The sequence below is a fragment of the Streptomyces sp. NPDC096339 genome, assembly GCF_044762985.1.
GTDB lineage: Bacteria > Actinomycetota > Actinomycetes > Streptomycetales > Streptomycetaceae > Streptomyces.
The window spans coordinates 171,196-197,100 of record NZ_JBIWFI010000003.1 but is presented as its reverse complement, the minus strand read 5'-3'; the positions used below and the strand labels follow the sequence as shown (position 1 = coordinate 197,100).

The window sequence follows — 25,905 nt, the reverse complement described above, 5'->3', positions numbered from 1 at the left end:
GGGCTGGAATCGCCCTGCGGGCGATCCAGCCCGCCCGGACACGAAAGGCGCGCACTTCCAGACCGACGCCGGCCACATCCAGCCCCTCCGGCGTTTGAGGAGCGGGGTCTGGGGCGGAGCCCCAGGAGCGGCGCCGCAGGGCGCATCGGGGCTCCGCTAGGCCAGCGCACGCGCCAAGGCTTCGTCGAGGGCGCGCGCGGTGCCCTCCACATCCAGGTGCGAGTTGTCGATGATCGGCAGGCCGGAGCCGTACCAGCCCGCCATCCGCCCGTGGATCCGCGCGACCTCCTCGTCGGAGAGCCGCCGGTTGCCGGAGCGGGCCGCGTTGCGTTCCAGGACGATCTCCAGCCCGGGCAGCAGTACCACCGGCAGCAGCGCGGGGCCCACGTGCCGCTTCCAGCCGCCGAGGCCGACCACCGGCCGGTCCGGGAAGACGGCGTCGTCGAGGATGCAGGAGATCCCGTTGGCCAGGTAGTTGCGGGCGGCGAAGCCGCAGGTGCGGCGGGCCAGGCGGTACTGGGCTTCCGAGTGCTCGTTCCAGCCCGCCTGCGGATCGGCGAAGCCCGAGCACACCCACTCGCGGACGTCGTCGAGGCTGACGTGGGCGGTCGGCACGGGCCGGGTGCTCGCCCAGTGCCGGGCCACGGTGGTCTTGCCCGCACCGGCCGGGCCGATCAGCAGCACGGCGAGGACGGCCCCGCCGGTGCTCGGCGCGGCCGGCGGGAGCGGGATGTGCCCGGTCGCCTCCGGCACGGCCGGCGGCGGTACGTGCGGGGGCGCGCCCGGGACCGGCGGGTGCTGGCCCGGGTGCGCCGGGTGCGGGGGAAGGCCCGGGTGCGCGGGTGGCTGGCCGGGCCAGCCGTGCGCCGGAGGTATCGGAGGCTGCGGAGGCGTCGGCGGGAGGTGCCCCGCCTGCCCCCAGCCCGCGCCGCCGCCCGTTCCCTGGTGCATCCGCTGCCACTCCGTCTCGTTCAGGCGACTGATGCGAGAACGTTATATGACAGCGGAGGCCCCGCCTCCCACTCGCACCGTCAGAGCGAGACTTCCTCCGCCAGTGCGCGCAGTGCCAGCCGGTACGAACCGAGGCCGAAGCCCGCCACCGTACCGGTCGCCACGGCCGCGATGACCGAGGTGTGCCGGAACGCCTCACGGGCGTACGGGTTCGAGATGTGTACCTCGATCAGCGGCGCGGTGCGCTGCGCCGCCGCGTCCCGCATGGCGTACGAGTAGTGCGTGAAGGCACCCGGGTTGATCACGACGGGAATCTTGCCGTCCGCCGCCTCGTGGAGCCAGCGTACGATCTCGCCCTCGTCGTTGGTCTCGCGGACCTCGACGTCGAAGCCGAGCTCCTCGCCGAGCGAGCGGCAGCTCTCCACCAGCCCGGCGTACGAGGTGGCCCCGTAGACGTCGGGCTCGCGGGAGCCGAGCCGGCCCAGGTTCGGCCCGTTCAGGACGAACACGCGCCGGCTCACGCGGACACCTCTCCGTACGCGGCGATCAGGTGCGCCGGGTCGGGGCCCTCCAGGACGGTCGGCTTGCCCAGCCCGTCGAGGACGATGAAGCGCAGCAGGTTGCCGCGCGACTTCTTGTCGACCTGCATGGTCTGGAGCAGCTTGGGCCACTGGTCACCGCGGTAGGTCAGGGGCAGGCCGACCGCGGCGAGGACCGTCTTGTGCCGGTCCGCCGTCGCGTCGTCGAGGCGGCCCGCGAGGCGACCCAGCTCGGCGGCGAAGACCATGCCGACCGACACGGCCGCGCCGTGCCGCCACTTGTAGCGCTCGTTCTTCTCGATGGCGTGCGCGAGGGTGTGGCCGTAGTTGAGGATCTCGCGCAGCCCCGATTCCTTGAGGTCGCTGGAGACCACGTCGGCCTTGACCTGGATCGACCGCACGATCAGCTCGGAGGTGTGCGGGCCGGCCGGGGTACGGGCCGCCTGCGGGTCCTCCTCGATCAGTTCGAGGATCTTCGGGTCGGAGATGAATCCGGCCTTGATGATCTCGGCGAGACCGCTGACGTAGTCGTTGACGGGCAGGGATTCCAGCGCCGCCAGGTCGCACAGCACACCGGCCGGCGGGTGGAAGGAGCCCACCAGGTTCTTGCCCTCGGCGGTGTTGATGCCGGTCTTGCCGCCGACCGCGGCGTCCACCATCGCGAGGACGGTGGTCGGTACGGCGATCCAGCGGACCCCGCGCAGCCAGGTGGCCGCGACGAAGCCCGCCAGGTCGGTGGTGGCTCCCCCGCCGACGCCGACGATGACGTCGGTGCGGGTGAAGCCGGACTGGCCGAGCGCCTTCCAGCAGTACGCGGCGACCTCGGCGGTCTTGGCCTCCTCGGCGTTCGGCACCTGGATGGCGATCGCCTCGTAGCCCTGCTCGGCGAGGTCGTCGCGCAGTGCCTCACCGGTCGAGGCCAGCGCCTCGGGGTGGATCACGGCGACCCGCTGGGCCTTCGTACCGACGAGGGTGCCGAGCTCGCCGAGCAACTGGTGCCCGACGAGCACCTCGTACGCGTCGTGGCCCGCACTCGCGCCGACCTGGATCCGCGTCACCTGGTCCGTCATACGTCCTTCAACTCCAGAGCGTCGAGGACCGCCTGGGCGACCTCTTCGGGGGTGCGGTCGTCGGTGGCGACGACGACGCGCGCGACTTCGGTGTACAGGTGGCGCCGGGCCTCCATCAGCTCGCGCCACTGGCGGCGCGGGTTGACGGCGAGCAGCGGGCGCGCGGCGCCGAGGCCGACGCGCCGCACGGCTTCCTCGACGTCCATCGACAGGTAGACGACGGGCAGGCCCGACAGCAGCGCGCGGGTGCCCTCGTCGAGGACGGCGCCGCCGCCGAGGGCGAGGACTCCCGTGTGCCCGGCGAGGGCGGCGGCGACCGCCTCCCTCTCCAGCTCACGGAAGTACGGCTCGCCCTCGTCGACGAAGATGTCGGAGATCTCGCGGCCCTGGGCGGCGACGATGTCCGCGTCGGTGTCCCGGTAGGGGACGCCGAGCCGGTCGGCGAGCAGGCCGCCGACCGTGGACTTGCCGGAACCCATGGGGCCGACGAGTACGACGATCGGTCCGCCCGTCACCGGATCTGCAGGTTGTCGAGGTACGCCTGCACGTTGCGGCGGGTCTCGGGGACCGAGTCGCCGCCGAACTTCTCGACGACCGCGTCGGCCAGCACGAGCGCGACCATCGCCTCGGCGACGATGCCGGCGGCGGGGACGGCACACACGTCGGAGCGCTGGTGGTGGGCCACCGTCGCCTCACCGGTGGCGACGTCCACGGTGGCCAGTGCGCGCGGCACGGTCGCGATGGGCTTCATCGCGGCGCGGACGCGCAGCAGCTCGCCGGTGGTCAGACCGCCCTCGGTGCCGCCGGCGCGGCCGGAGGTGCGCTTGAGGCCCTCGGGGGTGGAGACGATCTCGTCGTGGGCCTTGGAGCCGGGGACGCGGGCGAGCTCGAAGCCGTCGCCGACCTCGACGCCCTTGATCGCCTGGATGCCCATGAGCGCGCCGGCGAGGCGGGCGTCGAGGCGGCGGTCCCAGTGGACGTGCGAGCCGAGGCCGACGGGCACGCCGTAGGCCAGGACCTCGACCACGCCACCGAGGGTGTCGCCGTCCTTGTGGGCCTGGTCGATCTCGGCGACCATCGCCTTGCTCGCGTCGGCGTCGAGGCAGCGCACCGGGTCGGCGTCGAGCTTCTCCACGTCCGCGGGGGTCGGGTAGACGCCGTACGGGGCCTTGGCCGCGGCCAGTTCCACCACGTGCGAGACGATCTCGATCCCGGCGACCTCCTTGAGGAAGGACCGGGCGATAGCGCCGAGGGCGACGCGGGCGGCCGTCTCACGGGCGCTCGCGCGCTCCAGGATCGGCCGGGCCTCGTCGAAGCCGTACTTCTGCATGCCCGCGAGGTCGGCGTGACCGGGTCGCGGGCGGGTCAGCGCCGCGTTGCGGCCCGTGTCCTTGAGCAGCGAGGGGTCGACCGGGTCGGCCGACATGACCGTCTCCCACTTGGGCCACTCGCTGTTGCCGACCATGACCGCTACGGGGGAACCGAGCGAGAGCCCGTGCCGGACACCGCCCAGGAAGGTGATCTCGTCCTGCTCGAACTTCATGCGGGCGCCGCGCCCATAACCGAGCCGGCGACGGGCCAGGTGGTCGGCCACCAACTCAGTGGTGACCGGAACGCCGGCGGGAAGCCCCTCCAGCGTCGCAACCAGCGCCGGTCCGTGCGACTCCCCGGCGGTCAGCCAACGCAACCTGCTCAACGATGCTCCTCATGCTCGCGCCTGGTACAGCGATGGCGCGATCGGGTGCGCGGCCCTGACCCGCCGTACCCGATCCTCCCACGTCCGAGGGGGTTTGATGGGCCTCGGTCCAGCAATCGGACGCCTTGTCCGTCAGGTGGCCCGGGTGAAGCGGTCGCGGAGCCACATGATCGCCATCCACAGGCCCGCGGAACCGATGATTCCGAGGATGGTCGCCTGGGCCCAGCCGGGGAGGTTGCCGAACACCACCCTGAGCAAGCCGCCGATCATGTGGGGAACGAAGTCCCACTTCGACGCCAGCAGCTGCCCGGCACCCGTCTCTTCCACGCCGCCCCCCGTGCTCGAATCCGCAGGCGGGAAGCCTAACGGGCGGCCAGCGCCCGTTCTCCGGCGGCCCTCATGGCCGCGAGCGGGCCGGGACGGCCGGTCATCTGCTCGACCTGGAGCACGGCCTGGTGGACCAGCAGGTCCAGTCCGCCGACGACCTTGCCGCCGCGGCGGTCCCAGGCGGCCGCGAGAGCGGTCGGCCAGGGGTCGTACAGGACGTCGAAGAGGGTGCCCGCCCCTTCGGGCACGAAAGCCGCCAGGGCGTCGGTCGTACCGGCCGGGGTGGTGGCGATCACCAGCGGAGCCGACAGCGCATCCGCGGCCTCGGACCAGTCGGCCGTGCGGACCGCGACGCCGAGCCGATCGCCCCAGCCGCGCATCTCGTCGGCCCGCGCGCTGGAGCGCACGTACGCCGTGACCTCGCCGGTGCAGATCCGCGAGAGGGCGGCGAGCGCCGAGGAGGCGGTGGCGCCGGCGCCGAGGATGGCGGCCGAGGGGACCTTCTCGACGCCGCGCTCGTGCAGCGCGGCCACGATCCCGGGGATGTCCGTGTTGTCGCCGAGGCGGCGGCCGTCCTTCGTGAGGACGACCGTGTTGACCGCCTCGACGGAGGCGGCGGTGTCGCTGATCCCGTCGAGCAGCGGGATGATCGCCCGCTTCAGCGGCATGGTCAGCGACAGCCCGGCCCACTCGGGGCCGAGTCCGGAGACGAACGCGGGGAGCGCGGCCTCGTCGATCTCGAAGCGGTCGTAGGACCAGTCGTCGAGGCCGAGCTCCTGGTAGGCGGCGCGGTGCAGCACCGGTGAGAGGGAGTGCTCGATGGGCGAACCCAGCACCGCGGCCCTTATGTGAGACATGTCCTGCTATCCGCCGTTCTTCTGCTTCTGCCGTTCCTGGAACTCGGCGACGAGCTTGAGGTGCTCGTCGTACGTCTTGGTGAAGGTCGTCGTGGTGCCGTCGACCGACACGAAGAACATCCAGCCGCCATGGTCCGGGTTGAGCGTAGCGGTCAGAGCGTCCATGCCCGGGTTGCCGATCGGGCCCACGGGCAGGCCCTTGATGTAGTGCGTGTTGTACGGGTTGTTGAACGCCTGGGCTTCCTTGAGGTTGAAGTTGATCTCGCTCTGGCCCTTGGCGTAGTTGTACGTCGAGTCGAACTCGATCTTCTGGTTCGTGACGTCGTTGGTCTTCTTGAGGCGGTTGTAGACCACCTCGGACATCTTCCGGAAGTCGTCGTGGTTCTTGCCCTCGGCGTTGACGAGACTGGCGACCGTGATCACCTGGAGCGGGTTCTCCAGGCCCAGTTCCTTGGCCTTGCCCTCGACGCCCAGCTCGGCGTACTTGTCGGACGCGTTCTTGACCATCTGCTTGAGCAGGGACTCGGGGGTGCTGTCCTTGCTGAGGTCGTAGCGCGTCGGGTACAGGAAGCCTTCGAGCGGGTCCTTGATCTTCGGGTTGTTGCCGGCCCAGGCCGGCAGTCCGAGGCTCTTGGCGTCCTTCAGGGCGATGCCCTCGGTGGTGCCCTGTGGCTTGTTCAGCTTCCTGTCGATCGCCTCGTACACCTTGGTGTTGCGCATGCCCTCGGTGACGGTGATGACGTTCAGCTTGGTGGGGTCGATCATCAGCGCGACGGCGGCCGCACCCGACATCTTCTTCTGCATCGGGTAGACGCCGGGCTGGATGGACTTGCCCTTGGGGTTGGCGTTCGCCGCGTCGACGAAGGCCTGGGCGCTGGCGACCACTCCGGCTTCCTTGAGGATGCGGCCCATCTGTCCGAGGCCCGCGCCCTTGGGGATCTCGACGTCGACGATCTCGCTCGTGCCCTCGCCCGCGAAGTCCTCGGCGGCGCCGAACCGCGCCTTGATGTAGGTGTAGCCGTAGTACCCGCCGCCGCCGAGTACGCCCACGATGACGAGCGAGGCGATCAGGCAGGCCGCGCCGCTGCGCTTCTTGGGCTTGCCTCCCTTGGAACGGCCGCCGCGGCGCCCGCCGCCGGCGTCGTCCCCGTCTTCGCCGTCGCCGCCACCGGAGAAGAAGGAGGCCTCCGGCTCCTCGTCCTGCTGCTCGGGGAGCTCCGGTTCGAGGTGGCGCAGGTTCGGGGGCTGCGGCGGCGGGTAGGCCTCGGCCGTCGTGTAGAGGTCCGGACTCTCGCCCGGGTACCCGGCCGCGGCCTGCTGGGCGTACGGGTCCACGCCGGCGTAGGGGTCGGCGGGGGCCGTGGCGACGTACTGCTGCTGACCGGTGTCCCAGCCCTGGGCGTCGTACACCGGCTGCTGGGGCTGATGAGCCTGCTGCGGGTACTGGGGCTGCTGGGCCTGCTGCGGGTACTGGGCCTGCTGGGCCTGCTGGGCCTGCTGCGGGTACTGCGGGGCATAGCCCTGCTGTTGCGGGTGCTGCTGGTACTGCTGCTGCGGGTACTGCTGCTGGTATTGCGGGTCCTGCGCGTAGCCCTGCTGCTCGCCGCCGTAGGGCACCTGTCCCTGCTGGGTCTGGTGCCCGGTCCACCCCTGGTCCCCGTACAGGGGGTCCTCGGGGTGCCACGGTTCGGAGCCGTGGCCCCGTCCATACTCAGTCATCGGTCCCCTAGAGCCGCGAGACGAAAGCGACGGCTGTTCGAATGCCGTCTCATCGCGCGGAACGTTACCGTACCGCGATCAGACAACCACTTCGACGCACTCACCAGGCGGATTACCTGATACCCGTTCGGTCTCAAGAGCGTTCTGAAGGATCACCACAGCGGCGGCCTGGTCGATCACCGACCGGCCCTTCTTGGCGTTCTTCCCCGAGGCCCGCAGCCCCTGGGCGGCGGTGACCGTGGTCATCCGCTCGTCCACCAGACGGACGGTCACGGGCTTGATGCCCTTGGCGAGTTCGTTCGCGAAGGCTCTCACCTTGGCCGCGGCCGGCCCCTCCCGCCCGCTGAGCGAGCGGGGGAGGCCGACCACGACTTCGAGGGGCTCGTACTCCTCGACGAGCTGCCGCAGCCGCCGGTGGGCGAAGGGGATGTCCCGGCCCGGGACGGTTTCCACCGGTGTGGCGAGCACCCCGTCGGGGTCGCACGAGGCGACCCCGATCCGGGCGTCCCCGACGTCGATGGCGAGCCGGCGGCCACGGCGCAGTGTCATCGTCAGACCGTCTCTACGACGAGACGCTCGACCGCGGCGATGGCCTCGGGCACGGCGGCCGGGTTCTGGCCGCCGCCCTGGGCGACGTCGGGCTTGCCGCCACCGCCGCCACCGAGGGTCTTGGCGGCCGTACGCACCAGGTCACCGGCCTTGAGACCGCGCTCGCGGGCGGCCTCGTTCGTGGCGATGACGGTCAGCGGACGGTCGTTCGCCACGGTGAAGAGGGCCACGACGGCCGGACGGTCGCCCGGGATGCGGCCGCGGACGTCGAGGACCAGCTTGCGCAGGTCGTCGGCGCCCGTGCCGTCCGGCACCTGGCCGACGACGAGGGCGACGCCGTGGATGTCCTGGGCGTTCTGGGCGAGACCGGCGGCGGCCTGGAGGACCTTCTCCGCGCGGAACTTCTCGATCTCCTTCTCGGCGTCCTTCAGCTTGCCGAGCATGGAGGCGATCTTCTCGGGGAGCTCCTCCGGACGGCCCTTGACCAGCTCCTGGAGCTGGGCGACGATCGTGTGCTCCTTGGCGAGGAAGTTGTACGCGTCCACGCCGACGAGGGCCTCGACGCGGCGCACGCCGGAGCCGATGGAGGACTCGCCGAGCAGCTTCACCAGGCCGAGCTGGCTGGTGTTGCCGACGTGCGTGCCACCGCACAGCTCCTTGGAGAAGTCGCCGATGGTGACGACGCGCACGCGCTCGCCGTACTTCTCGCCGAACTCGGCGATGGCGCCCTGCTTCTTCGCCTCGTCGATGCTCATGACCTCGGCGGTGACGTCGAGCTCGCGGGAGAGCACGTCGTTGATCTTCTGCTCCACGTCGGTCAGGACCGAGCCGGGGACGGCGTTCGGGGAACCGAAGTCGAAGCGGAAGCGGCCGGGCGAGTTCTCGGAACCGGCCTGGGCGGCCGTCGGGCCGAGGGCGTCGCGCAGCGCCTGGTGGGTCAGGTGCGTGGCCGAGTGGGCGCGGGCGATGGCCCGGCGGCGGTTCACGTCGATGGCGGCGTACGCGGAGGCGCCCACCGTCACCTCGCCGACCTGGACGGAGCCCTTGTGCACGGAGACGCCGGGGACCGGCTGCTGGACGTCGCGGACGTTGATGATCGCGCCGGAGTCGAGCTTGATGCGGCCCTGGTCGGCGAGCTGGCCGCCGCCCTCCGCGTAGAAGGGGGTGCGGTCGAGGACGACCTCGACCTCGTCGCCCTCGGAGGCGGCGGGCGCGGAGACGCCGTTGACCAGGAGGCCGACGATGGTGGACTCGCCCTGGGTGGTGGCGTAGCCGGTGAACTCGGTGCCACCGGCCGTGTCGGCGATCTCGCGGTAGGAGGAGACGTCGGCGTGGCCCGTCTTCTTGGCCTTGGCGTCGGCCTTGGCGCGGTCGCGCTGCTCCTGCATCAGGCGGCGGAAGCCGGACTCGTCCACGGACAGGCCCTGCTCTGCGGCCATCTCCAGGGTGAGGTCGATCGGGAAGCCCCAGGTGTCGTGGAGCAGGAACGCCTTCTCGCCGGAGAGGACCTTGCCGCCGACGGCCTTGGTCTCGGTGACGGCGGTGTCGAGGATGTTCGTGCCGCCCTTGAGGGCCTTCAGGAAGGCGGCCTCTTCGGCGAGCGCGACGGTCTCGATGCGCTTGCGGTCGGTGACGAGCTCGGGGTACTGCTGGCCCATCGTGTTGATCACGACGTCCACGAGGTCCTGCACGACGGCGCCGGTGGCGCCCATGAGGCGCATGTTGCGGATGGCGCGGCGCATGATGCGGCGCAGCACGTAGCCGCGGCCCTCGTTGCCGGGGGTGACGCCGTCGCCGATGAGCATGACGGAGGTGCGCATGTGGTCGGCGACCACGCGCATGGACACGTCGGTGTCCTGCGCGGCGCCGTACCGCACGCCGGTCAGCTCGGTGGCCTTCTCCATGACCACGCGCAGGGTGTCGGTCTCGTACATGTTCTGCACGCCCTGCAGGATCATCGCGAGGCGTTCGAGACCGAGACCGGTGTCGATGTTCTTCGAAGGCAGGTCGCCGAGGATCGGGAAGTCTTCCTTGCCGTCGCCGGCGCCGCGCTCGTACTGCATGAAGACCAGGTTCCAGATCTCCACGTAGCGCTCGTCGTTGACGGCCGGGCCGCCCTCGACGCCGAAGTCGGGACCGCGGTCGTAGTTGATCTCGGAGCACGGGCCGCAGGGACCGGGGACGCCCATGGACCAGAAGTTGTCCTTCTTGCCCAGGCGCTGGATGCGCTCGGCGGGGACGCCGATCACGTCGCGCCAGATCGTCTCGGCCTCGTCGTCGTCGAGGTAGACGGTGATCCAGAGCTTCTCGGGCTCAAGGCCGTAGCCGCCGTCCGCCACGGAGCTGGTGAGCAGCTCCCAGGCGTACTTGATGGCGCCTTCCTTGAAGTAGTCGCCGAAGGAGAAGTTGCCACACATCTGGAAGAACGTGCCGTGGCGGGTGGTCTTGCCGACCTCTTCGATGTCCGGCGTACGGACGCACTTCTGCACGCTGGTGGCGCGGGGGGCCGGGGGCTTGGTCTCGCCGAGGAAGTACGGCTTGAAGGGGACCATGCCCGCGTTGACCAGCAGCAGAGTCGGGTCGTCCGCGATGAGCGACGCCGAAGGGACAACGGCGTGACCGCGCTCCTCGAAGAAGCTCAGCCAGCGGCGGCGGATTTCAGCCGACTCCATCAGTGGTCCTCATTCCGGTTGTACGAAAAATTGGGGTGGGTGGTCTTGTCGTTCTCGATGGCCCGCAGCCGCCGCGGCCCGGGCAGGGCGGTGACGTTGTCGGGCCGGTCGGGATCCTGGTGCAGTCCCAGTGCATCGTTCAGCTCGTCCTCGCGCTGCGTCATTCCCGCCTTGACGTCGAGGGCGAAGTCCTTGAGGCGGTGTCCCGCCTCGACGGCCTTGTCGGCGGCCTGGGCGGCGAGGCTCTCCGGCGTCAGCTTCTTCAGCTTGCGGTTGACCTTGGTGGTGGCCCACACGCCGGCGGCCGCGCCGGCGGTGAACCAGAAGGCTCGGCGGAACATCGGAGGTCTCAGCCCTTCTGCTTCCGGCGGCGCGGCGCCGGCACGGTACGGCCAACGATCACGTTACGTCGGGACGTCTTCTGCGGCGCGTCCTGCGGGTTCTTGCCCAGCGCCTTGCGGACGCCGTAGCCGAAGGCCGCGACCTTGACCAGCGGCCCGCCGAAGGCGGTCGCCACGGTGGAGGACAGTGCGGAGGCGTTGGAGGTGACCTCCTGGACGTCGCTCGCGATGGCGTCGACCCGGTCGAGCTGGGTGCGCGCGGAGCGGACGGTGGTGGAGGCGTCCGCCAGCAGCGGGACGGCCTGGTCGGTGACCTCGGCCACCAGCTTGGTGGTCGCCTTGAGCACCTGGGCCAGCCTCACCAGCACCACGGCCAGGAAGGAGACAAGGATCGCCCAGAAGACGGCCACGAGGATCCCGGCCACCTCTCCACCGGACACGTCACACCGCACTCTCGTCTGGACTTGAACTGCAAAAAGATTCGCCCTCCGACCCTATCGCGCCCGAGATCCCCGGCAGTACCGGAATTCGGGTACCGGCGTGATCATCTTGTACGCAGCGCATCCGGGCCAGTACCCTCCGTGTCCCATGCGACAGAAGACGCGCGGCAATCTTCCCTCGGAGCTGGGCGGGTTCATCGGCAGGGGCGGCGAACTCGACGCGCTGGGGCGGCTTCTGGACTCCTCCCGGCTCGTGACCGTGACCGGGGTGGGCGGGGTGGGCAAATCCCGGCTGGTACTGGCCGCGGCCCGGGCCGTCTCCGAGCCGGACGGGGAACTGCCGCAGGAACGCTACTGCGACGGGGTCTGGCTGGCCGAACTGGCGGCCGTACGGGATCCCGCGCTGCTGGAGATCGCCCTGTCCGAGGCACTCGGCCTGACCGACCACACCACCCGGCCGCCCCGGACGGTGCTGGCCGAGCACCTGGCCGGGCGGCGGCTGCTCCTGGTCCTGGACGGCTTCGAGCAGCTGGTCGACGAGACGGCCGAGCTGGTGCGGGAGCTGCTGCGCCACTCCCCCGGCCTGCGGGTGCTCGCGGCCGGGCGGCGGCCGCTGGCCCTGGACGGGGAGCTGGCCTTCCCGTTGGCCCCGCTCGACGGGGAGGCGTCGCTGGCCCTGCTCACCGCGCGCGCCTCGGCGGCGGACCCGGCGTTCCGGGTGGCCGGGGCGGACCGGGCCGCGCTGGCCGAGCTCTGCGCCCGCCTCGACGGGATCCCGCTGGCCCTGGAGCTGGCGGCGGCCCGGCTGCGGGTGCTGTCCCCCGCGCAGGTGCTGGCCCGGCTGGAGGACCGGTTCGCGCTGCTGACGGGCGGCGTGCGCGGGGTGCTCCCCCGGCACCGGGCGCTGCGGACCGCCATCGGCTGGAGCCACGAGCTGTGCACGCCCGCGGAGCGGCTGCTGTGGGCGCGGCTGTCGGTCTTCGCCGGGCAGTTCGACCTGGATGCCGCCGAGTACGTGTGCGCGGGCCCCGATCTGCCGGTGGACAGCGTGCTCGACCTGGTCGGGGAGCTCCTGGCGCAGTCCCTCCTGGTCCGGGAGGAGTCCCCTGCCGGGGTCCGCTACCGGATGCTGGAGACCGTACGGGTGTACGGAGCGGGGTGGCTGGAGTCGACGGGTGACACCGGGCGGCTGCGGCGGCGGCACCGGGACTGGTACATGGGCCTGGCGACGTGGTGCGAGACGGACTGGTTCAGCCCCCGCCAGGAGGAGGTGGCCGCGCTGGTGGAGGCGGAGCTGCCGAACCTGCGGCTCGCCCTGGAGTGCTGCCTGGACGATCCGGAGGAGGTGCACCTGGGCCAGTACCTGGCGGGCACCCTGTGGTTCTACTGGGCGGGCTGCGGCCGGCTGACCGAGGGCCGGCACTGGCTGGACCGGAGTCTGGAGTGCCGGGAGAGCGGGACCCCGACGACGACGGCGTTGCCGGCGGACGAGCCCTCGCGACTGAAGGCGCTGTGGGTGCTGGGTTACGTCTGCGCCCTCCAGGGGGACGCGGTGGCGGCCACGAGCGCCCTGTACGAGTGTCGGGACGGCGCGGCACGCAGCGGCAACGCCCTGGCCGCGGCCTACGCGGTGCACCGGCTCGGCTGTCTGGCGCTGGTCTCGGACGACATGGAGCGGGCCGGCGAGCTGCTGGGCTCGGCGCTGGAGCGCTACCGGGACGCCGGCGAGCTGAACAGCAACGTCCTGATGTGCCAGGTGGAGCTGGGCATGGCGCTGGCCTTCCAGGGGGAGCCGGCGGGCGCGCTGTCCCTGTGCGAGGAGGTCCGGGAGATCTGCGAGGAGCGCGGGGAGCGCTGGACGAAGGCGTACGCCCTGTACGTGCTCGCGTACGCGGCACTGGACGCGGGGGCCACGCCGGAGGCACGGCGGCTGCTCACCGAGTGCGTGGAGATCAACCACGCCTTCCACGACCTGGTGGGGCTGGTGCTGGCCCTGGAGCTGCTGGCCCTGGTGACGGTCGCGGAGGGCGACGCGGCCGAGGCCGCGGTGCTCCAGGGGGCGGCCGAGCCGCTGTGGGACGGGGTGGGGCTCCGGCTCTTCGGCTCGGGGTACTTCAACGCCCCGCGGCTGATGTGCCAGGAGCGGGCCGGCGAGGTGCTGGGCGCCGAGCGCTACGCGGCGTACGCGGCCGACGGGCGGAAGCTGAGCCGTGAGGCCCTGGTGGGACGCGCGCTGGATGCCGGGACCGGCACCGGGCGGGAAAGCGGAAAACCCGCCGCCCCCCGGAGGGGACGACGGGTTTCCACCAGCCTGTGAGGGCTACGCCTGCCGGAAGATCAGCGGGCGTAGTACTCGACGACGAGCTGCTCGTCGCAGATGACCGGGATTTCCTTGCGGTTCGGGTCGCGGTCCAGGCGGAAGGCCAGGGCCTTCAGGTTGACCTGCAGGTAACGGGGGGTCTCGCCCTCGCCTGCGTAGCCACCCTCACGGGCGACCTGGAACGGAACCTTCTCGCGGCTGCGCTCGCGCACGGTCACGACGTCGTCCGGGCGGACACGGAACGACGGCTTGTCGACCTTGCCACCGTTGACCTCGATGTGGCCGTGAACGACCATCTGGCGGGCCTGGTAGATGGTGCGGGCGATGCCCGAACGCAGGACCAGGGCGTCGAGACGACGCTCGAGCTCGACGACCAGCGCCTCGCCCGTCTTGCCCTCGGCCTTCTTGGCGCGGTCGTACGCGCGGGCCATCTGACGCTCAGAGATGTCGTACTGAGCGCGCAGACGCTGCTTCTCGAGCAGACGAACCTTGTAGTCCGAGTTCTGCTTGCGGCCACGGCCGTGCTCGCCCGGCGGGTAGGGACGAGCCTCGAAGTACTTGACGGCCTTCGGGGTCAGCGCAATGCCGAGGGCACGCGACTTCTTGACCTTGGGTCGCTTCTGGTTCACGGGGAACCTACCTCCATGTAAGTTAGGTGAGGCTTACCTTAGCGAGGAGGACGTAATGTCTCGACCACATGGGATCCCCCTGCCCAGTGCGCGCCGCAGTTCGGATTCCAACGAAACAGAATCCGCTTGCGCCGACGATAAGCAAGGTCAGCCGCGTCCCAGGGAAGGCGTTCGGCAGCTCACCGGAGCCGAACGCGTACGAACCCTCGTAGAGTCCAACGCCTCAGTATCCCTCACGCTCGTCGGTGCTCGTGACACGCACGGCTGCGATGAGTTCGGGACAGGGATGCCGGTCGCACGGACCGTCACCCCGGACGGGGACGTGATTCTCCTTGTTTCCGGGGAATCCGCGGCTGCCAGGGCAGCCGCTCACGCCCAGGACGACGACCTCACGGCCGTGATCGAGATCACGGACGTGGCGCCGGTGTCCGTGCCACATCGTATCCGAGGCCGCGCCTGGCTGGCCGGGTGGCTGACCCCGGTGCGCGGGGACGACCGCGGGGTTTGCGCGGCGCTGCTGGCGGAGCGGCAGCCGGTGGGCGAGCTCCTGGGCCTCTCCGAGTCCCTCGATTCCCTGTCCACGCACCGCCCCGCCTGGATGCTGCTCCGCCTGGAGGTCGGCGAGATCTCGGTGGACGACCTGTGGGGCGCCGAGCACGTGGACCCCGACGACCTCGCCACCGCCGAGCCGGACCCCCTCGTCGGCCACGAGGCGGAGCTGCTCCAGCACCTGCACGCCGCACACGGCGACCGGGTCGGCGGCCTGTCCGGTCTGCTGGGCGCGCGGGAGGCGGAGGGCATGAAGGCGGTCCCGCTCGCCCTGGACCGGCTGGGCCTGCGCGTCCGCTTCACCGGCGGCCCGGCCGGGTCCTTCGACGCCCGCTTCGACTTCCCGGAGCCCGTGGCGGACGTGTGCGGCCTGCGCCGGGCGATGCACGCGCTGCTCTCGGCCGCCTCCCACTGAGACGGCGGCGCCGCGCCCTCACTCGCCGCGCAAGCGCTCCCGCACCTTTTCCACCACGTCCGCGTAACGGGCTTCGGCCCCGTACCTCGTCGGCTCGTAGTACCGCTTGCCATGGACCTCGTCCGGCGCGTACTGCTGCGCGGCGATCCCACCCGGCACGTCGTGGGGGTACACGTACCCCACCGCGTGCCCCAGCTTCGCCGCGCCCTTGTAGTGCCCGTCCCGAAGATGCGCCGGCACGGACCCCGCCAGCCCTGCCCGGACGTCGGCCAGCGCCGCCCCGATCGCCGTCGTGGCGGTGTTGGACTTCGGGGCCAGCGCCAGCGCGATGGTGGCGTGCGACAGCGTCAGCGCGGCCTCCGGGAAGCCGATCATCGCCACCGCCTGCGCCGCGGCCACCGCGAGCGGCAGGGCCGTCGGATCCGCCAGGCCGATGTCCTCGCTCGCCGAGATCATCAGGCGGCGCGCGATGAACCGCGGGTCCTCCCCGGCCTCGATCATCCGCGCGAGGTAGTGCAGCGCCGCGTCCACGTCCGAGCCGCGGATCGACTTGATCAGCGCGCTCGCCACGTCGTAGTGCTGGTCCCCGTCCCGGTCGTACCGGACGGCGGCCCGGTCCACGGCCTCCTCCACCGTCTGGAGGGTGATCTCGGCCTCGCCCTTGGCGATCGCCGACCCGGCCCCGGCCTCCAGCGCGGTCAGTGCCCGCCGCGCGTCGCCGCCGGCGATCCGCAGCAGGTGCGCCTCCGCGTCCGCCGGCAGGGTCACCGCTCCGCCGAGGCCCCGTTCCTCCGTCAGCGCGCGTCGCATCAGCCCGCTCAGGTCGCCGTCCGTCAGCGGTTCCAGGGTCAGCAGCAGCGAGCGCGACAGCAGCGGGGAGATGATCGAGAAGTACGGGTTCTCCGTGGTCGCGGCGATCAGCGTCACCCAGCGGTTCTCCACCGCGGGCAGCAGCGAGTCCTGCTGCGCCTTGCTGAAGCGGTGGATCTCGTCGAGGAAGAGGACGGTCTCCTTGCCGTATCCGCCGGCCGCGCGCTTCGCGCCCTCGATGACGGCGCGGACCTCCTTCACGCCCGCCGTGATGGCGGACAGCTCCACGAAGCGCTTCTGCGTGGCCTGGCTGACCACGTACGCGAGGGTGGTCTTGCCGATGCCGGGCGGCCCCCAGAGGATCACCGACGAGGCGCCGGCCGGTCCCCCGGCGCCCTCCCCCACCAGCCTGCGCAGCGGGGAACCGGGCTTCAGCAGGTGCTGCTGGCCGACGACCTCGTCCAGGGTGCGCGGGCGCATGCGGACGGCGAGCGGAGAGCTCGACGGGTCCTTCTCCTGGCGGTCTTCGGCTGCGGCGGTGAAGAGGTCTGGTTCCACACAGGAAGCCTATGCGAGCCCGCCGACACTCCTTACGGGCCTCACGAGGTCCAGAAGTCCCACCAGCGGGTCAGGATCAGCATCCCGATGATCCCGACGTGCAGCACGGGCGGCACCCAAGCGAACTCGTCGAGGAAGGCCTTCAGCCAGCCCGGGGCGGGCAGCATCCCTTCGCTCACGTTGTGCGCGGTGACATACCAGAACATGAAGATCGTGGCGACCCAGGCCAGGCAGCACCACAGGCAGAGCGAGTTGATGTTGTACAGCGACTGGTACATCAGCCAGCCGCAGAAGACGACGCCGAAGAGCATGCCCGCGTTCAGCGTCAGCCAGTACCAGCGGCTGAACCGGGCGCCGGCCAGGATGCTCATGCCGACGCAGATCACGATCCCGTAGCAGACCAGTCCGAGCATCGGGTTCGGGAAGCCGAAGACGGCCGCCTGCTCGCTCTTCATGATGTTGCCGCAGGAGACGATCGGGTTGAGGCTGCAGCCCGGGGTGAAGTTCGGGTCTTCCAGCAGCTTGAACTTGTCGATCGTGATCACCCAGGCGGCGAGCAGCCCCATGGCCCCCGTGATCACCAGCAGCAGGGCGAGCGCCCGGCTGCCGCCGACGGTGGTCCTCGGGGAGGTGTCCGCGTCCGTGCCTCGTGCCGTCATACCGCCCGCTCCACATCTGCAAGGTCAACAAGCACCGGCCATTGTGCCGTACGGCGCCGGGTGTCGACCGTTCGGCGGAGATAAGTACCCGTGCACGAGGGGGCCCGGCATGGCGGATTCCGCCACACCATTCGGTACATGACACAGAACGCGGTGGAAGTACGGGGGCTTCGCAAGCAGTACGGCGAGGTCACCGCGGTGGACGGGTTGGATCTGACGATCCGGCAGGGCGAGGTCTTCGGCATCCTCGGCCCCAACGGCGCGGGAAAGAGCACCACGGTGGAGATCCTCCAGGGCCACCGCGAGCGGGACGGCGGGGAGGTCACCGTCCTGGGCGCCGACCCCGCGACCGGCAGCCGGGCCTGGCGCTCGCGGATCGGCATCGTCTGGCAGGACGAGTCGGCGCCCGCCGAACTCACGGTGCGGGAGACGGTCGAGCACTTCGCCCGCTACTACCCGGCGCCGCGCGACCCGGCGGAGGTCATCGCCCTCGTCGGCCTGGAGCAGAAGCGCGACCAGCGGGTGAAGGGCCTCTCCGGAGGTCAGCGACGGCGCCTCGACGTGGCGCTCGGCGTCATCGGCGACCCGGAACTGCTGCTCCTCGACGAGCCGACCACGGGCTTCGACCCCGCGGCCCGCCGCCGGTTCTGGGAGCTGATCCGGCAGTTGGCGGACGGAGGCACGACCATCGTGCTCACCACCCACTACCTGGAGGAGGCCGAGGCCCTCGCCGACCACCTCGCGGTCGTCGCGCGCGGCAAGGTCGTGGCCGAGGGCGAACCCGCTGAGCTCCGCGCCCGCTTCGGCACGGGCGCCACCGTCGAGTGGACCGGCCCCGACGGCGCCCCGCAGAGCGTGTCGACCGAGACCCCCACCCGTACGGTCGGCGAGCTCGCGGCCCGCTTCGGCGGCGAGGTCCCGGGGTTGAAGGTCACCCGCCCGACCCTGGAGGACGTCTACCTGCGCCTCACGGGTCAGCTCACCGTGCCCGCCCAGTCGGCCGGTACGCACGCAGCCGCCCAGCCGGAGGAAGCCCGATGAGCACGACCGCCAAGACCGACCTCCCCGGCGCCTGGTCACTGGGCCTGAGCCGGGGCGCCCTGGAGATCAAGCAGTTCGTCCGCCAGCGGGACGCGGTGATCTTCACCTTCGCCTTCCCCATCGTCTTCCTCGCCCTCTTCGCCTCGATCTTCGGCGAGGAGTTCGAGGGCACCGGGGTCACCGCCTCACAGATCTACGCGGCGGGCATGGTCGCCGCCGGCATCATGTCCACGAGCTTCCAGTCGCTCGGCATCTCGATCGCCGTCGAACGGGACGAGAAGGTGCTGCGCCGGCTGCGCGGGACCCCGATGCCCCCGGCCGCGTACTTCCTCGGCAAGGTGTGGATGGTGCTCGCCACCGGGCTGGCCGAGACCGCGGTCCTGCTGCTCGTCGGGTCCACCCTGTTCGGGCTCGACCTGCCCGTGTCGGCCTCGAAGTGGCTCACCTTCGCGTGGATCTTCGTACTCGGGCTGGCCGGCTGCGCCCTGCTCGGCATCGCCGTCAGCAGTCTGCCCAAGTCCGGGAAGAGCGCCAGTTCCGTGGTGGTGCTGCCGTTCCTGATCCTGCAGTTCATCTCCGGCGTCTTCATCCCGGTCAACCAGATCCCCGACTGGCTGCTGAACATCGGAGCGCTGTTCCCGCTGAAGTGGATGTGCCAGGGGCTGCGGGGCGTGTTCCTCCCCGAATCCGCCGCCGTCCTCGAACAGGCGGGCGGCTGGGAGTACGGGAAGACCGCCCTGGTCCTGGGGGCCTGGGTCGTCGGCGGGCTGGTCCTGTGCCTGCTGACCTTCCGGTGGAAGAACCGGCGCGACGGCTGAGGACGGCCCGTGGAACGCCGGAAGGGCGGGTGCGGGAAGAACCTTCCCGCACCCGCCCTTCCGGCGGTGTACGTCAGGCCAGGCGGGCCCGGACGGTGTCGACCAGCTCGGCGACGGGCACGGCCGTCTGCTCGCCGGACTCCATGTCCTTGAGCTGGACGACGCCCTCGGCGAGGTCGCGGTCGCCGGCGACGATCGCGAAGCGCGCACCGCTGCGGTTCGCGTCCTTCATCGCGCCCTTGAGGCCCTTGCCCCCGTACGACATGTCGGCGGCGATGCCGGCCTTGCGCAGCTCGGTGATCAGCCCGAACAGAATCGGCTTCGCCTCGCCCAGGGCCACCGCGAACACCGAGGTCGACGCCGGGATGTCGAGCTCGACTCCCTCGGCCTGGAGCGCGAGGACCGTGCGGTCCACGCCCAGCGCCCAACCCACCGACGGCAGCGCCGGTCCGCCGATCATTTCGGACAGGCCGTCGTAGCGACCGCCGCCGCCCACCGCGGACTGGGAACCCAGACCGTCGTGGACGAACTCGAAGGTGGTCCGGGTGTAGTAGTCCAGCCCGCGCACCAGCTTCTCGTCGTCCTCGAAGGCGACCCCGGCGGCCGTCACGAGCGCCCGCACCTCCTCGTGGTACGCCTTGCACGCGTCGCACAGGTAGTCACGCAGCATCGGCGCGCCGACCAGCTGCTTCTGCACCTCGGTCCGCTTGTCGTCGAGGACGCGCAGCGGGTTGATCTCGGCGCGGCGGACGGTCTCCGCGTCGAGGTCGAGACCGCCGAGGAAGGCCTGGAGCGCCTCCCGGTACACCGGGCGGCACTCCTTGTCGCCCAGCGAGTTCAGCAGGATCCGGAAGTTGCGCAGGCCCAGCGAGCGGTACGCCTGGTCGGCCAGGATGATCAGCTCGGCGTCCAGCGCCGGGTCCTCGGCTCCGATGGCCTCGGCACCGACCTGCGAGAAGTGGCGGTAGCGGCCCGCCTGCGGCTTCTCGTAGCGGTAGTACGAGCCCGAGTACCAGAGCTTGACCGGCAGGTTGCCCTTCTTGTGCAGGCTCGCCTCCAGCGCCGCGCGCAGCACGGAGGCCGTGCCCTCGGGACGCAGGGCGAGCTGGTCGCCGCCCTTGGTCTCGAAGGCGTACATCTCCTTGGAGACGATGTCGGTGGACTCGCCCACGCCTCGTGCGAAGAGGCCCACGTCTTCGAATCCGGGCGTCTCGATGTAGCCGTAGCCGGAATTGCGGAGCGGGGCCGCGATGGCCTCGCGCACCGCCAGGTACTTCACGGAAACCGGCGGGATCAGGTCGTACGTGCCCTTGGGGGCCTGAAAAGTAGCCACGAAACTCTCGTCACATTCCTCGTCGTGGAGCGGCTGTCGGGTCCGCTGCCAGGCCGGCGGCGACCTCCCGCAGGTACGGGTTGGTCGCGCGCTCACGGCCGATGGTGGTCTGGGGACCGTGGCCGGACAGCACCACGGTCGAGTCGTCGAGCGGCAGGCACACGCGGGCCAGCGACTCGAGCATCTCGGCGTGGGAGCCGCCGGGCAGGTCGGTGCGTCCGATGGAGCCGGCGAAGAGCAGGTCACCCGAGAAGAAGACCGGCGGGATGTCGGCCAGCTCGGGCATCCGGAAGGTCACCGACCCCCTGGTATGCCCCGGCGCGTGCGCCACGGAGAAGTCCATTCCGGCCAGCTTCAGGCCGGCGCCGTCCGTCAGCTCCCGGACGTCGTCCGGCTCCCCCACGGTCAGCTCACCCATGAGCGGCATCCCGATGGAGCGGCCCAGCGCCTTCTCCGGGTCGCTCATCATGTAGCGGTCCTCGGGGTGGATCCAGGCCGGTACGTCGTGTGCTCCGCACACCGGGACCACCGAGGCCACATGATCGATGTGGCCATGGGTCAGCACGACCGCGACGGGCTTGAGCCGATGCTTCTTCAGCGTCTCCTCGACACCCTGGATGGCCTGGTGGCCCGGGTCGATGATGACGCACTCCTCACCGGCGGCGGGGGCGACCACGTAACAGTTGGTCCCCCAGGCCCCGGCGGGGAACCCGGCAATCAGCACGTTCGTCCTCAATCGTCGTCCGGCGGGAGCTTGCAGATCGGAATGCTGCTGATCAGAGCCTACCGGCGCCCTTCATCACACAGCTAACCCATATACGGTACGGGCTAGCCCAGCCCGGACAGCGGTACCAGAGACGCACAAGGAGACGACCCGGTGGTCACGAGCGATCAGCGGCGGCGACAGCTCGCCAGGGAGAAGTACGAGCGCCAGCAGAAGCGCCGGGCCGAGGCCCGGCAGAAGGCGCGCCGGCGGATGGCGGTGATCGGCGCGGCGGTGGCCGTGGTCGTCGCGACGCTGGTCGGCCTCATCGTGGGCGGCGTCTTCGACAGCGACAAGAAGGACCAGGCGGCCGAGCCGTCGGCGAGCCCGTCCGCGGAGCCGTCGCCCAAGCAGTCCCCGTCCCCTCCGATGGCGATCGACGAGAAGGCGAAGTACACCTTCGCCCTCAAGACCAGCGCGGGCGACATCGGCTTCACGATGGACGCGGCGAAGACCCCGCAGACCGTGAACTCCTTCAAGTCGCTCGCCGACAAGGGCTTCTTCGACAACACGAAGTGCCACCGGCTGACGTCCGGCGGGATCTTCGTGCTCCAGTGCGGTGACCCGCAGGGCACCGGCATGGGCGGCCCCGGCTACAACATCCCGGACGAGAACCTGGACTCGCTGGGCAAGCCGAACGACCAGGGCCAGGTCGTCTACCCGGCGGGCACCGTGGCCATGGCCAACACCGGCCGGCCCGGCTCGGGCGGCAGCCAGTTCTTCCTGGTCTACAAGGACAGCCCGCTGGCGCCCTCGTACACCCCCTTCGGCAAGATCGACGCGGCGGGCATGAAGGTCCTCGAGGAGATCGCCAAGGCCGGTACGGTCGACGGCGGCCAGGACGGGGCGCCGAAGAACGAGGTGAAGATCGAGAAGGGCACCGTCACCCAGAACTGACGGAACGCGGCATTGGCCCGGCCGGCTTCCCCCCTACGCCGATATTCCGTCGTGCGGGATGCGGACAGCCGGCCCGGCGGTCGCCTATGTTGGCGTTGTGCAGGGCGGGCGCTGCCCGCCCCAGGAAACTGTGGACGATGCCCGGGGGTGACCCCTCAAGGGCATCAGGTGGAGGAGGCGCTGTGAGCAGCGACCCGTGGGGCCGAGTCGACGAGACGGGCACCGTGTACGTGCGTACTTCCGACGGCGAGCAGGTCGTCGGCTCGTGGCAGGCGGGCACCCCTGAGGAGGCCCTGGCCTATTTCGAGCGCAAGTACGAGGGCCTGGTGGTCGAGATCGGCCTCCTCGAAAAGCGGGTGCGGACCACTGATCTGTCCGCCAAGGACGCGCAGACGGCGATCGACCACCTGCGGACGCAGGTCGACGAGCACCACGCCGTGGGCGACCTCGACGCCCTGCGCGTACGGCTGGACAAGCTGGTCGCGACCGTGGAGTCGCGGCGCGAGGAGCGCAAGGTCCAGAAGGCCAAGCAGGCGGACGAGGCCCGTACGGCCAAGGAAGCGCTGGTCGTCGAGGCCGAGCAGCTGGCGCAGAGCGACCAGTGGCGCAGCGCCGGCGAGCGGCTGCGCGCGCTGGTGGACATCTGGAAGGGCCTGCCGCGCCTGGACCGCAAGTCGGACGACGAGCTGTGGCACCGCTTCTCGCACGCCCGCTCGGCCTTCTCCAAGCGTCGCAAGGCCCACTTCGCCTCGCTGGACGCGCAGCGCGAGGACGCGCGCAAGGTGAAGGAGAAGCTGGTCGCGGAGGCCGAGTCGCTGTCGAAGTCGACCGACTGGGGTCCGACGGCCGCCCGCTACCGCGAGCTGATGGCGGACTGGAAGGCGGCGGGCCGGGCGCAGCGCGAGGCCGAGGACGACCTGTGGAACCGTTTCCGCGGTGCGCAGGACGTGTTCTTCGCGGCCCGCGGCGAGGTGTTCGCGGAGCGCGACGCCGAGCAGACCGAGAACCTGAAGCTGAAGGAAGAGCTGGCCGAGGAGGCCGAGAAGCTCGTTCCGATCACGGACCTGAAGGCGGCCCGTGCCGCGTTCCGTTCCCTCAACGAGCGCTGGGAGGCCATCGGCCACGTGCCGCGCGACGCCCGGCCGAAGGTCGAGGGCCGGATGCACGCGGTGGAGCGGGCGATCCAGGAGGCCGAGGAGGGCGAGTGGCGCCGTACGAACCCGGAGGCGCGGGCCCGTGCGGCCGGTCTGACGGGTCAGCTCCAGGCGGCGGTCGACAAGCTGCGCACGCAGATCGACGCGGCCCGCGCGGCCGGCAACAACGCGAAGGCCGACAAGCTGGCGCGTGAGCTGGAGGGCCGCCAGGCCCTGCTGGACCAGGCGCTGAAGGGCCTGGAGGAGTTCGGCGGCTGAAAGGCCCCGTGCCCCGCATGACATGACGGTGGGCGCCACCCCGAGGGGGTGGCGCCCACCGTCATGTCCGGGCCGCTACGCCTACGGTCGCCTCGCGGAGGTCACACGGTAGACGTCGTACACGCCCTCCACACCCCGCACGGCCTTCAGGACGTGGCCCAGGTGCTTGGGGTCGCCCATCTCGAAGGTGAAGCGCGAGGTGGCGACCCGGTCGCGGGAGGTCTGGACGGCGGCCGACAGGATGTTGACGTGCTGGTCCGACAGGACGCGGGTGACGTCCGACAGCAGCCGGGAGCGGTCCAGCGCCTCCACCTGGATGGCGACGAGGAAGACCGAGGACTGGGTGGGTGCCCACTCGACCTCCAGTATCCGCTCGGGCTGCTGGGAGAGGGAGTCGACGTTGACGCAGTCCGCGCGGTGAACCGATACGCCGCTGCCGCGGGTGACGAACCCGATGATGGGGTCGCCCGGCACGGGGGTGCAGCAGCGGGCCAGCTTGACCCACACGTCGTCGACGCCCTTGACCACGACACCCGGGTCGGCGTTGCTGCGCCGCTTGCTGCGGGCGCGCGCCGGCGGGATCGACTCCTCGATGTCCTCGTTGGCGGCCTCCTCGCCGCCGAGGGCCGCCACCAGCTTCTGGACGACGCCCTGCGCGGCCACGTGGCCCTCGCCGATGGCCGCGTACAGGGAGGAGATGTCGGGGTAGCGCATCTCGTGCGCGAGGGTGACGAGCGAGTCGCCGGTGAGGATGCGCTGGATCGGCAGGTTCTGCTTGCGCATGGCCCGCGCGATGGCGTCCTTGCCGTGCTCGATCGCCTCGTCGCGGCGCTCCTTGGAGAACCAGGCGCGGATCTTGTTGCGGGCCCGCGGGGACTTGACGAAGCCCAGCCAGTCGCGGGACGGTCCGGCGCCCTCGGCCTTGGAGGTGAAGACCTCGACGAGGTCGCCGTTGTCGAGGGTGGACTCCAGCGGGACCAGACGGCCGTTGACCCGGGCCCCTATGGTGCGGTGGCCGACCTCGGTGTGGACGGCGTACGCGAAGTCCACGGGCGTGGCGCCGGCGGGCAGCGCTATGACGTCGCCCTTGGGGGTGAAGACGAAGACCTCGTTGCGGGAGAGGTCGAAGCGCAGCGAGTCGAGGAACTCGCCGGGGTCCTCGGTCTCCTTCTGCCAGTCGAGGAGCTGGCGCAGCCAGGCCATGTCGTTGACGGTGTCCTGGCCGGCGCTGCCCTTCGCGGCCTGGGGCACGTCGGTGCGCACCTTCGAGGTGCCGGCGACGGTCTGCTGCTTGTACTTCCAGTGCGCGGCGATGCCGTACTCGGCTCGGCGGTGCATGTCGAAGGTGCGGATCTGGAGTTCGACGGGCTTGCCGCTGGGTCCGATGACCGTCGTGTGGAGCGACTGGTACATGTTGAACTTGGGCATCGCGATGTAGTCCTTGAACCGGCCGGGGACCGGGTTCCATCGCGCGTGCACGGTGCCGAGGGCGGCGTAGCAGTCCCGGACGGTGTCGACCAGCACCCGGATGCCCACCAGGTCGTAGATCTCCGCGAAGTCACGGCCGCGGACGATCATCTTCTGGTAGACGCTGTAGTAGTGCTTGGGCCTGCCGGTGACGGTGGCCTTGATCCGGGCGGCCCTGAGGTCGACCATCACCTCGTCGGTGACGACGGCGAGGTACTCGTCGCGCTTGGGGGCGCGCTCGGCGACGAGCCGGACGATCTCGTCGTACATCTTCGGGTAGAGGATCGCGAAGGCGAGGTCTTCGAGCTCCCACTTGATCGTGTTCATGCCCAGGCGGTGCGCCAGGGGGGCGTAGATCTCGAGGGTCTCGCGGGCCTTCTTCTCCTGCTTCTCCCGCTTGAGGTAGCGCATCGTGCGCATGTTGTGGAGCCGGTCGGCAAGCTTGATGACCAGGACGCGCGGGTCCTTGGCCATGGCCACGACCATCTTGCGGACGGTCTCGGCCTGCGCGGCCTCGCCGAACTTCACCCGGTCGAGCTTGGTGACGCCGTCGACGAGCAGGGCCACGGCGTCGCCGAAGTCTCGGCGCAGGTCTTCCAGGCCGTACTCGGTGTCCTCGACGGTGTCGTGCAGCAGGCCGGCCATCAGGGTGGCGGGGTCCATGCCGAGCTCGGCGAGGATGGTGGTCACCGCGAGCGGGTGGGTGATGTACGGGTCGCCGCTCTTGCGCTTCTGACCGCGGTGCCAGCGCTCGGCGACCTGGTAGGCCTGTTCGAGCTGGCGCAGCGTCGACGTCTCGATCTTCGGGTCGTTGCTGCGGACTATGCGCAGCAGCGGCTCCAGCACCGGGTTGTACGCGTTCGAGCGCTGGACGCCGAGGCGGGCGAGGCGGGCACGCACCCGGTTGGAGGACCCGGCCGACTTCGCCGGCGCGGGCTTGACCGGCGGGGCCGGCGGGGGCGTGGCGGCGGCCGCCGTGGCCTGCTCGGCCTGCGGGTCGGGCTGCGCGGCGGAAAGTGGCTGGACCTCGTCAGGCAAGAGCGCTCCTCGGGGGATCCGGTGCCCCGGTCAGG

24 protein-coding genes are annotated in these 25,905 nt (G+C 70.8%); 6 read left to right on the top strand and 18 right to left on the bottom strand.

The genetic code is table 11. The annotated features are described in order from the left end of the window. Positions 1-156: 156 nt before the first annotated feature. The 12 genes from ACIQ5Y_RS07520 to ACIQ5Y_RS07465 all read right to left on the bottom strand — a co-directional run bounded on the left by ACIQ5Y_RS07520 (position 157) and on the right by ACIQ5Y_RS07465 (position 11,161). Positions 157-951, bottom strand: a complete 795-nt coding sequence (locus ACIQ5Y_RS07520; RefSeq protein WP_403876163.1) for an AAA family ATPase — start codon at positions 949-951, stop codon at positions 157-159. An 80-nt stretch (positions 952-1,031) separates the two neighbouring features. After that, positions 1,032-1,472: a type II 3-dehydroquinate dehydratase gene (gene aroQ / locus ACIQ5Y_RS07515; RefSeq protein ID WP_384593673.1), complete on the bottom strand. Its 441-nt coding sequence runs from the start codon at positions 1,470-1,472 to the stop codon at positions 1,032-1,034. Next, the gene (gene aroB / locus ACIQ5Y_RS07510; protein WP_403876160.1) at positions 1,469-2,560 is read right to left on the bottom strand and encodes a 3-dehydroquinate synthase; all 1,092 of its coding nucleotides are present in this window, start codon (positions 2,558-2,560) and stop codon (positions 1,469-1,471) included. The genes aroQ and aroB overlap by 4 nt, the downstream gene beginning before the upstream one ends. After that, positions 2,557-3,075 (bottom strand): shikimate kinase, encoded by a 519-nt coding sequence (locus ACIQ5Y_RS07505; protein ID WP_403876157.1) that lies wholly within the window; start codon positions 3,073-3,075, stop codon positions 2,557-2,559. The genes aroB and ACIQ5Y_RS07505 overlap by 4 nt, the downstream gene beginning before the upstream one ends. Then, positions 3,072-4,256 (bottom strand): chorismate synthase, encoded by a 1,185-nt coding sequence (gene aroC / locus ACIQ5Y_RS07500; protein WP_403876154.1) that lies wholly within the window; start codon positions 4,254-4,256, stop codon positions 3,072-3,074. The genes ACIQ5Y_RS07505 and aroC overlap by 4 nt, the downstream gene beginning before the upstream one ends. A 132-nt stretch (positions 4,257-4,388) precedes the next feature. Continuing rightward, positions 4,389-4,583, bottom strand: a complete 195-nt coding sequence (locus ACIQ5Y_RS07495) for a hypothetical protein (RefSeq protein WP_403876151.1) — start codon at positions 4,581-4,583, stop codon at positions 4,389-4,391. 35 nt (positions 4,584-4,618) lie between these two features. Beyond that, positions 4,619-5,440, bottom strand: a complete 822-nt coding sequence (locus ACIQ5Y_RS07490) for a shikimate dehydrogenase (RefSeq protein ID WP_403876148.1) — start codon at positions 5,438-5,440, stop codon at positions 4,619-4,621. Between the two features lie 6 nt (positions 5,441-5,446). Next, on the bottom strand, positions 5,447-7,159 hold the full coding sequence (gene mltG, locus ACIQ5Y_RS07485; protein WP_403876145.1) for an endolytic transglycosylase MltG: 1,713 nt from the start codon (positions 7,157-7,159) through the stop codon (positions 5,447-5,449). Positions 7,160-7,237: 78 nt separating this feature from the next. Beyond that, the gene (ruvX, locus tag ACIQ5Y_RS07480) at positions 7,238-7,708 is read right to left on the bottom strand and encodes a Holliday junction resolvase RuvX (protein ID WP_150256582.1); all 471 of its coding nucleotides are present in this window, start codon (positions 7,706-7,708) and stop codon (positions 7,238-7,240) included. A 2-nt stretch (positions 7,709-7,710) separates the two neighbouring features. Continuing rightward, the gene (gene alaS / locus ACIQ5Y_RS07475; protein WP_403876141.1) at positions 7,711-10,380 is read right to left on the bottom strand and encodes an alanine--tRNA ligase; all 2,670 of its coding nucleotides are present in this window, start codon (positions 10,378-10,380) and stop codon (positions 7,711-7,713) included. Then, positions 10,380-10,721 (bottom strand): DUF6167 family protein, encoded by a 342-nt coding sequence (locus ACIQ5Y_RS07470; RefSeq protein ID WP_403876138.1) that lies wholly within the window; start codon positions 10,719-10,721, stop codon positions 10,380-10,382. Before ACIQ5Y_RS07470 ends, alaS begins: the two co-directional genes overlap by 1 nt. Before the next feature lie 8 nt (positions 10,722-10,729). After that, positions 10,730-11,161 (bottom strand): DUF948 domain-containing protein, encoded by a 432-nt coding sequence (locus ACIQ5Y_RS07465; RefSeq protein WP_403876135.1) that lies wholly within the window; start codon positions 11,159-11,161, stop codon positions 10,730-10,732. 148 nt (positions 11,162-11,309) lie between these two features. On the opposite strand from ACIQ5Y_RS07465, the gene ACIQ5Y_RS07460 reads away from it, so the two are divergent. Beyond that, entirely contained in the window at positions 11,310-13,478 is a 2,169-nt protein-coding gene (locus tag ACIQ5Y_RS07460; RefSeq protein ID WP_403876132.1) for an ATP-binding protein, read from the top strand. A gap of 20 nt (positions 13,479-13,498) precedes the next feature. Here ACIQ5Y_RS07460 and rpsD read toward each other — a convergent pair whose 3' ends face one another. Then, positions 13,499-14,110 (bottom strand): 30S ribosomal protein S4, encoded by a 612-nt coding sequence (gene rpsD / locus ACIQ5Y_RS07455; protein ID WP_150520470.1) that lies wholly within the window; start codon positions 14,108-14,110, stop codon positions 13,499-13,501. Positions 14,111-14,396: 286 nt separating this feature from the next. Here rpsD and ACIQ5Y_RS07450 point away from each other — a divergent pair, with 286 nt between their 5' ends. Continuing rightward, on the top strand, positions 14,397-15,074 hold the full coding sequence (locus ACIQ5Y_RS07450; RefSeq protein ID WP_403876129.1) for a DUF2470 domain-containing protein: 678 nt from the start codon (positions 14,397-14,399) through the stop codon (positions 15,072-15,074). A gap of 18 nt (positions 15,075-15,092) precedes the next feature. On the opposite strand, the gene ACIQ5Y_RS07445 is transcribed toward ACIQ5Y_RS07450, so the two are convergent. Both ACIQ5Y_RS07445 and ACIQ5Y_RS07440 read right to left on the bottom strand, forming a co-directional pair. After that, positions 15,093-16,442, bottom strand: a complete 1,350-nt coding sequence (locus ACIQ5Y_RS07445; protein WP_376659567.1) for a replication-associated recombination protein A — start codon at positions 16,440-16,442, stop codon at positions 15,093-15,095. A 41-nt stretch (positions 16,443-16,483) separates the two neighbouring features. Then, complete coding sequence (locus ACIQ5Y_RS07440) at positions 16,484-17,101, bottom strand: vitamin K epoxide reductase family protein (RefSeq protein WP_403876125.1); 618 nt, start codon at positions 17,099-17,101, stop codon at positions 16,484-16,486. Positions 17,102-17,239: 138 nt separating this feature from the next. Here ACIQ5Y_RS07440 and ACIQ5Y_RS07435 point away from each other — a divergent pair, with 138 nt between their 5' ends. Both ACIQ5Y_RS07435 and ACIQ5Y_RS07430 read left to right on the top strand, forming a co-directional pair. Further along, a complete protein-coding gene (locus ACIQ5Y_RS07435) occupies positions 17,240-18,142 on the top strand; it encodes an ABC transporter ATP-binding protein (RefSeq protein WP_403876123.1) in 903 nt (300 codons plus the stop codon). After that, a complete protein-coding gene (locus ACIQ5Y_RS07430; protein ID WP_403876120.1) occupies positions 18,139-18,960 on the top strand; it encodes an ABC transporter permease in 822 nt (273 codons plus the stop codon). The genes ACIQ5Y_RS07435 and ACIQ5Y_RS07430 overlap by 4 nt, the downstream gene beginning before the upstream one ends. Positions 18,961-19,033: 73 nt before the next feature. Here ACIQ5Y_RS07430 and hisS read toward each other — a convergent pair whose 3' ends face one another. Both hisS and ACIQ5Y_RS07420 read right to left on the bottom strand, forming a co-directional pair. After that, positions 19,034-20,293 (bottom strand): histidine--tRNA ligase, encoded by a 1,260-nt coding sequence (gene hisS / locus ACIQ5Y_RS07425; RefSeq protein ID WP_403876117.1) that lies wholly within the window; start codon positions 20,291-20,293, stop codon positions 19,034-19,036. A 10-nt stretch (positions 20,294-20,303) separates the two neighbouring features. Further along, on the bottom strand, positions 20,304-21,017 hold the full coding sequence (locus tag ACIQ5Y_RS07420) for an MBL fold metallo-hydrolase (protein WP_403876114.1): 714 nt from the start codon (positions 21,015-21,017) through the stop codon (positions 20,304-20,306). Positions 21,018-21,170: 153 nt separating this feature from the next. Between ACIQ5Y_RS07420 and ACIQ5Y_RS07415 the strand changes: the two genes are divergently transcribed. Both ACIQ5Y_RS07415 and ACIQ5Y_RS07410 read left to right on the top strand, forming a co-directional pair. Then, complete coding sequence (locus ACIQ5Y_RS07415; RefSeq protein WP_403876111.1) at positions 21,171-21,953, top strand: peptidylprolyl isomerase; 783 nt, start codon at positions 21,171-21,173, stop codon at positions 21,951-21,953. 182 nt (positions 21,954-22,135) lie between these two features. Next, positions 22,136-23,365, top strand: a complete 1,230-nt coding sequence (locus ACIQ5Y_RS07410; RefSeq protein WP_403876109.1) for a DUF349 domain-containing protein — start codon at positions 22,136-22,138, stop codon at positions 23,363-23,365. 81 nt (positions 23,366-23,446) lie between these two features. Here the strand turns inward: ACIQ5Y_RS07410 and ACIQ5Y_RS07405 are convergent, their stop codons facing one another. Then, entirely contained in the window at positions 23,447-25,870 is a 2,424-nt protein-coding gene (locus ACIQ5Y_RS07405; protein WP_400053698.1) for a RelA/SpoT family protein, read from the bottom strand. Positions 25,871-25,905: the final 35 nt, after the last annotated feature.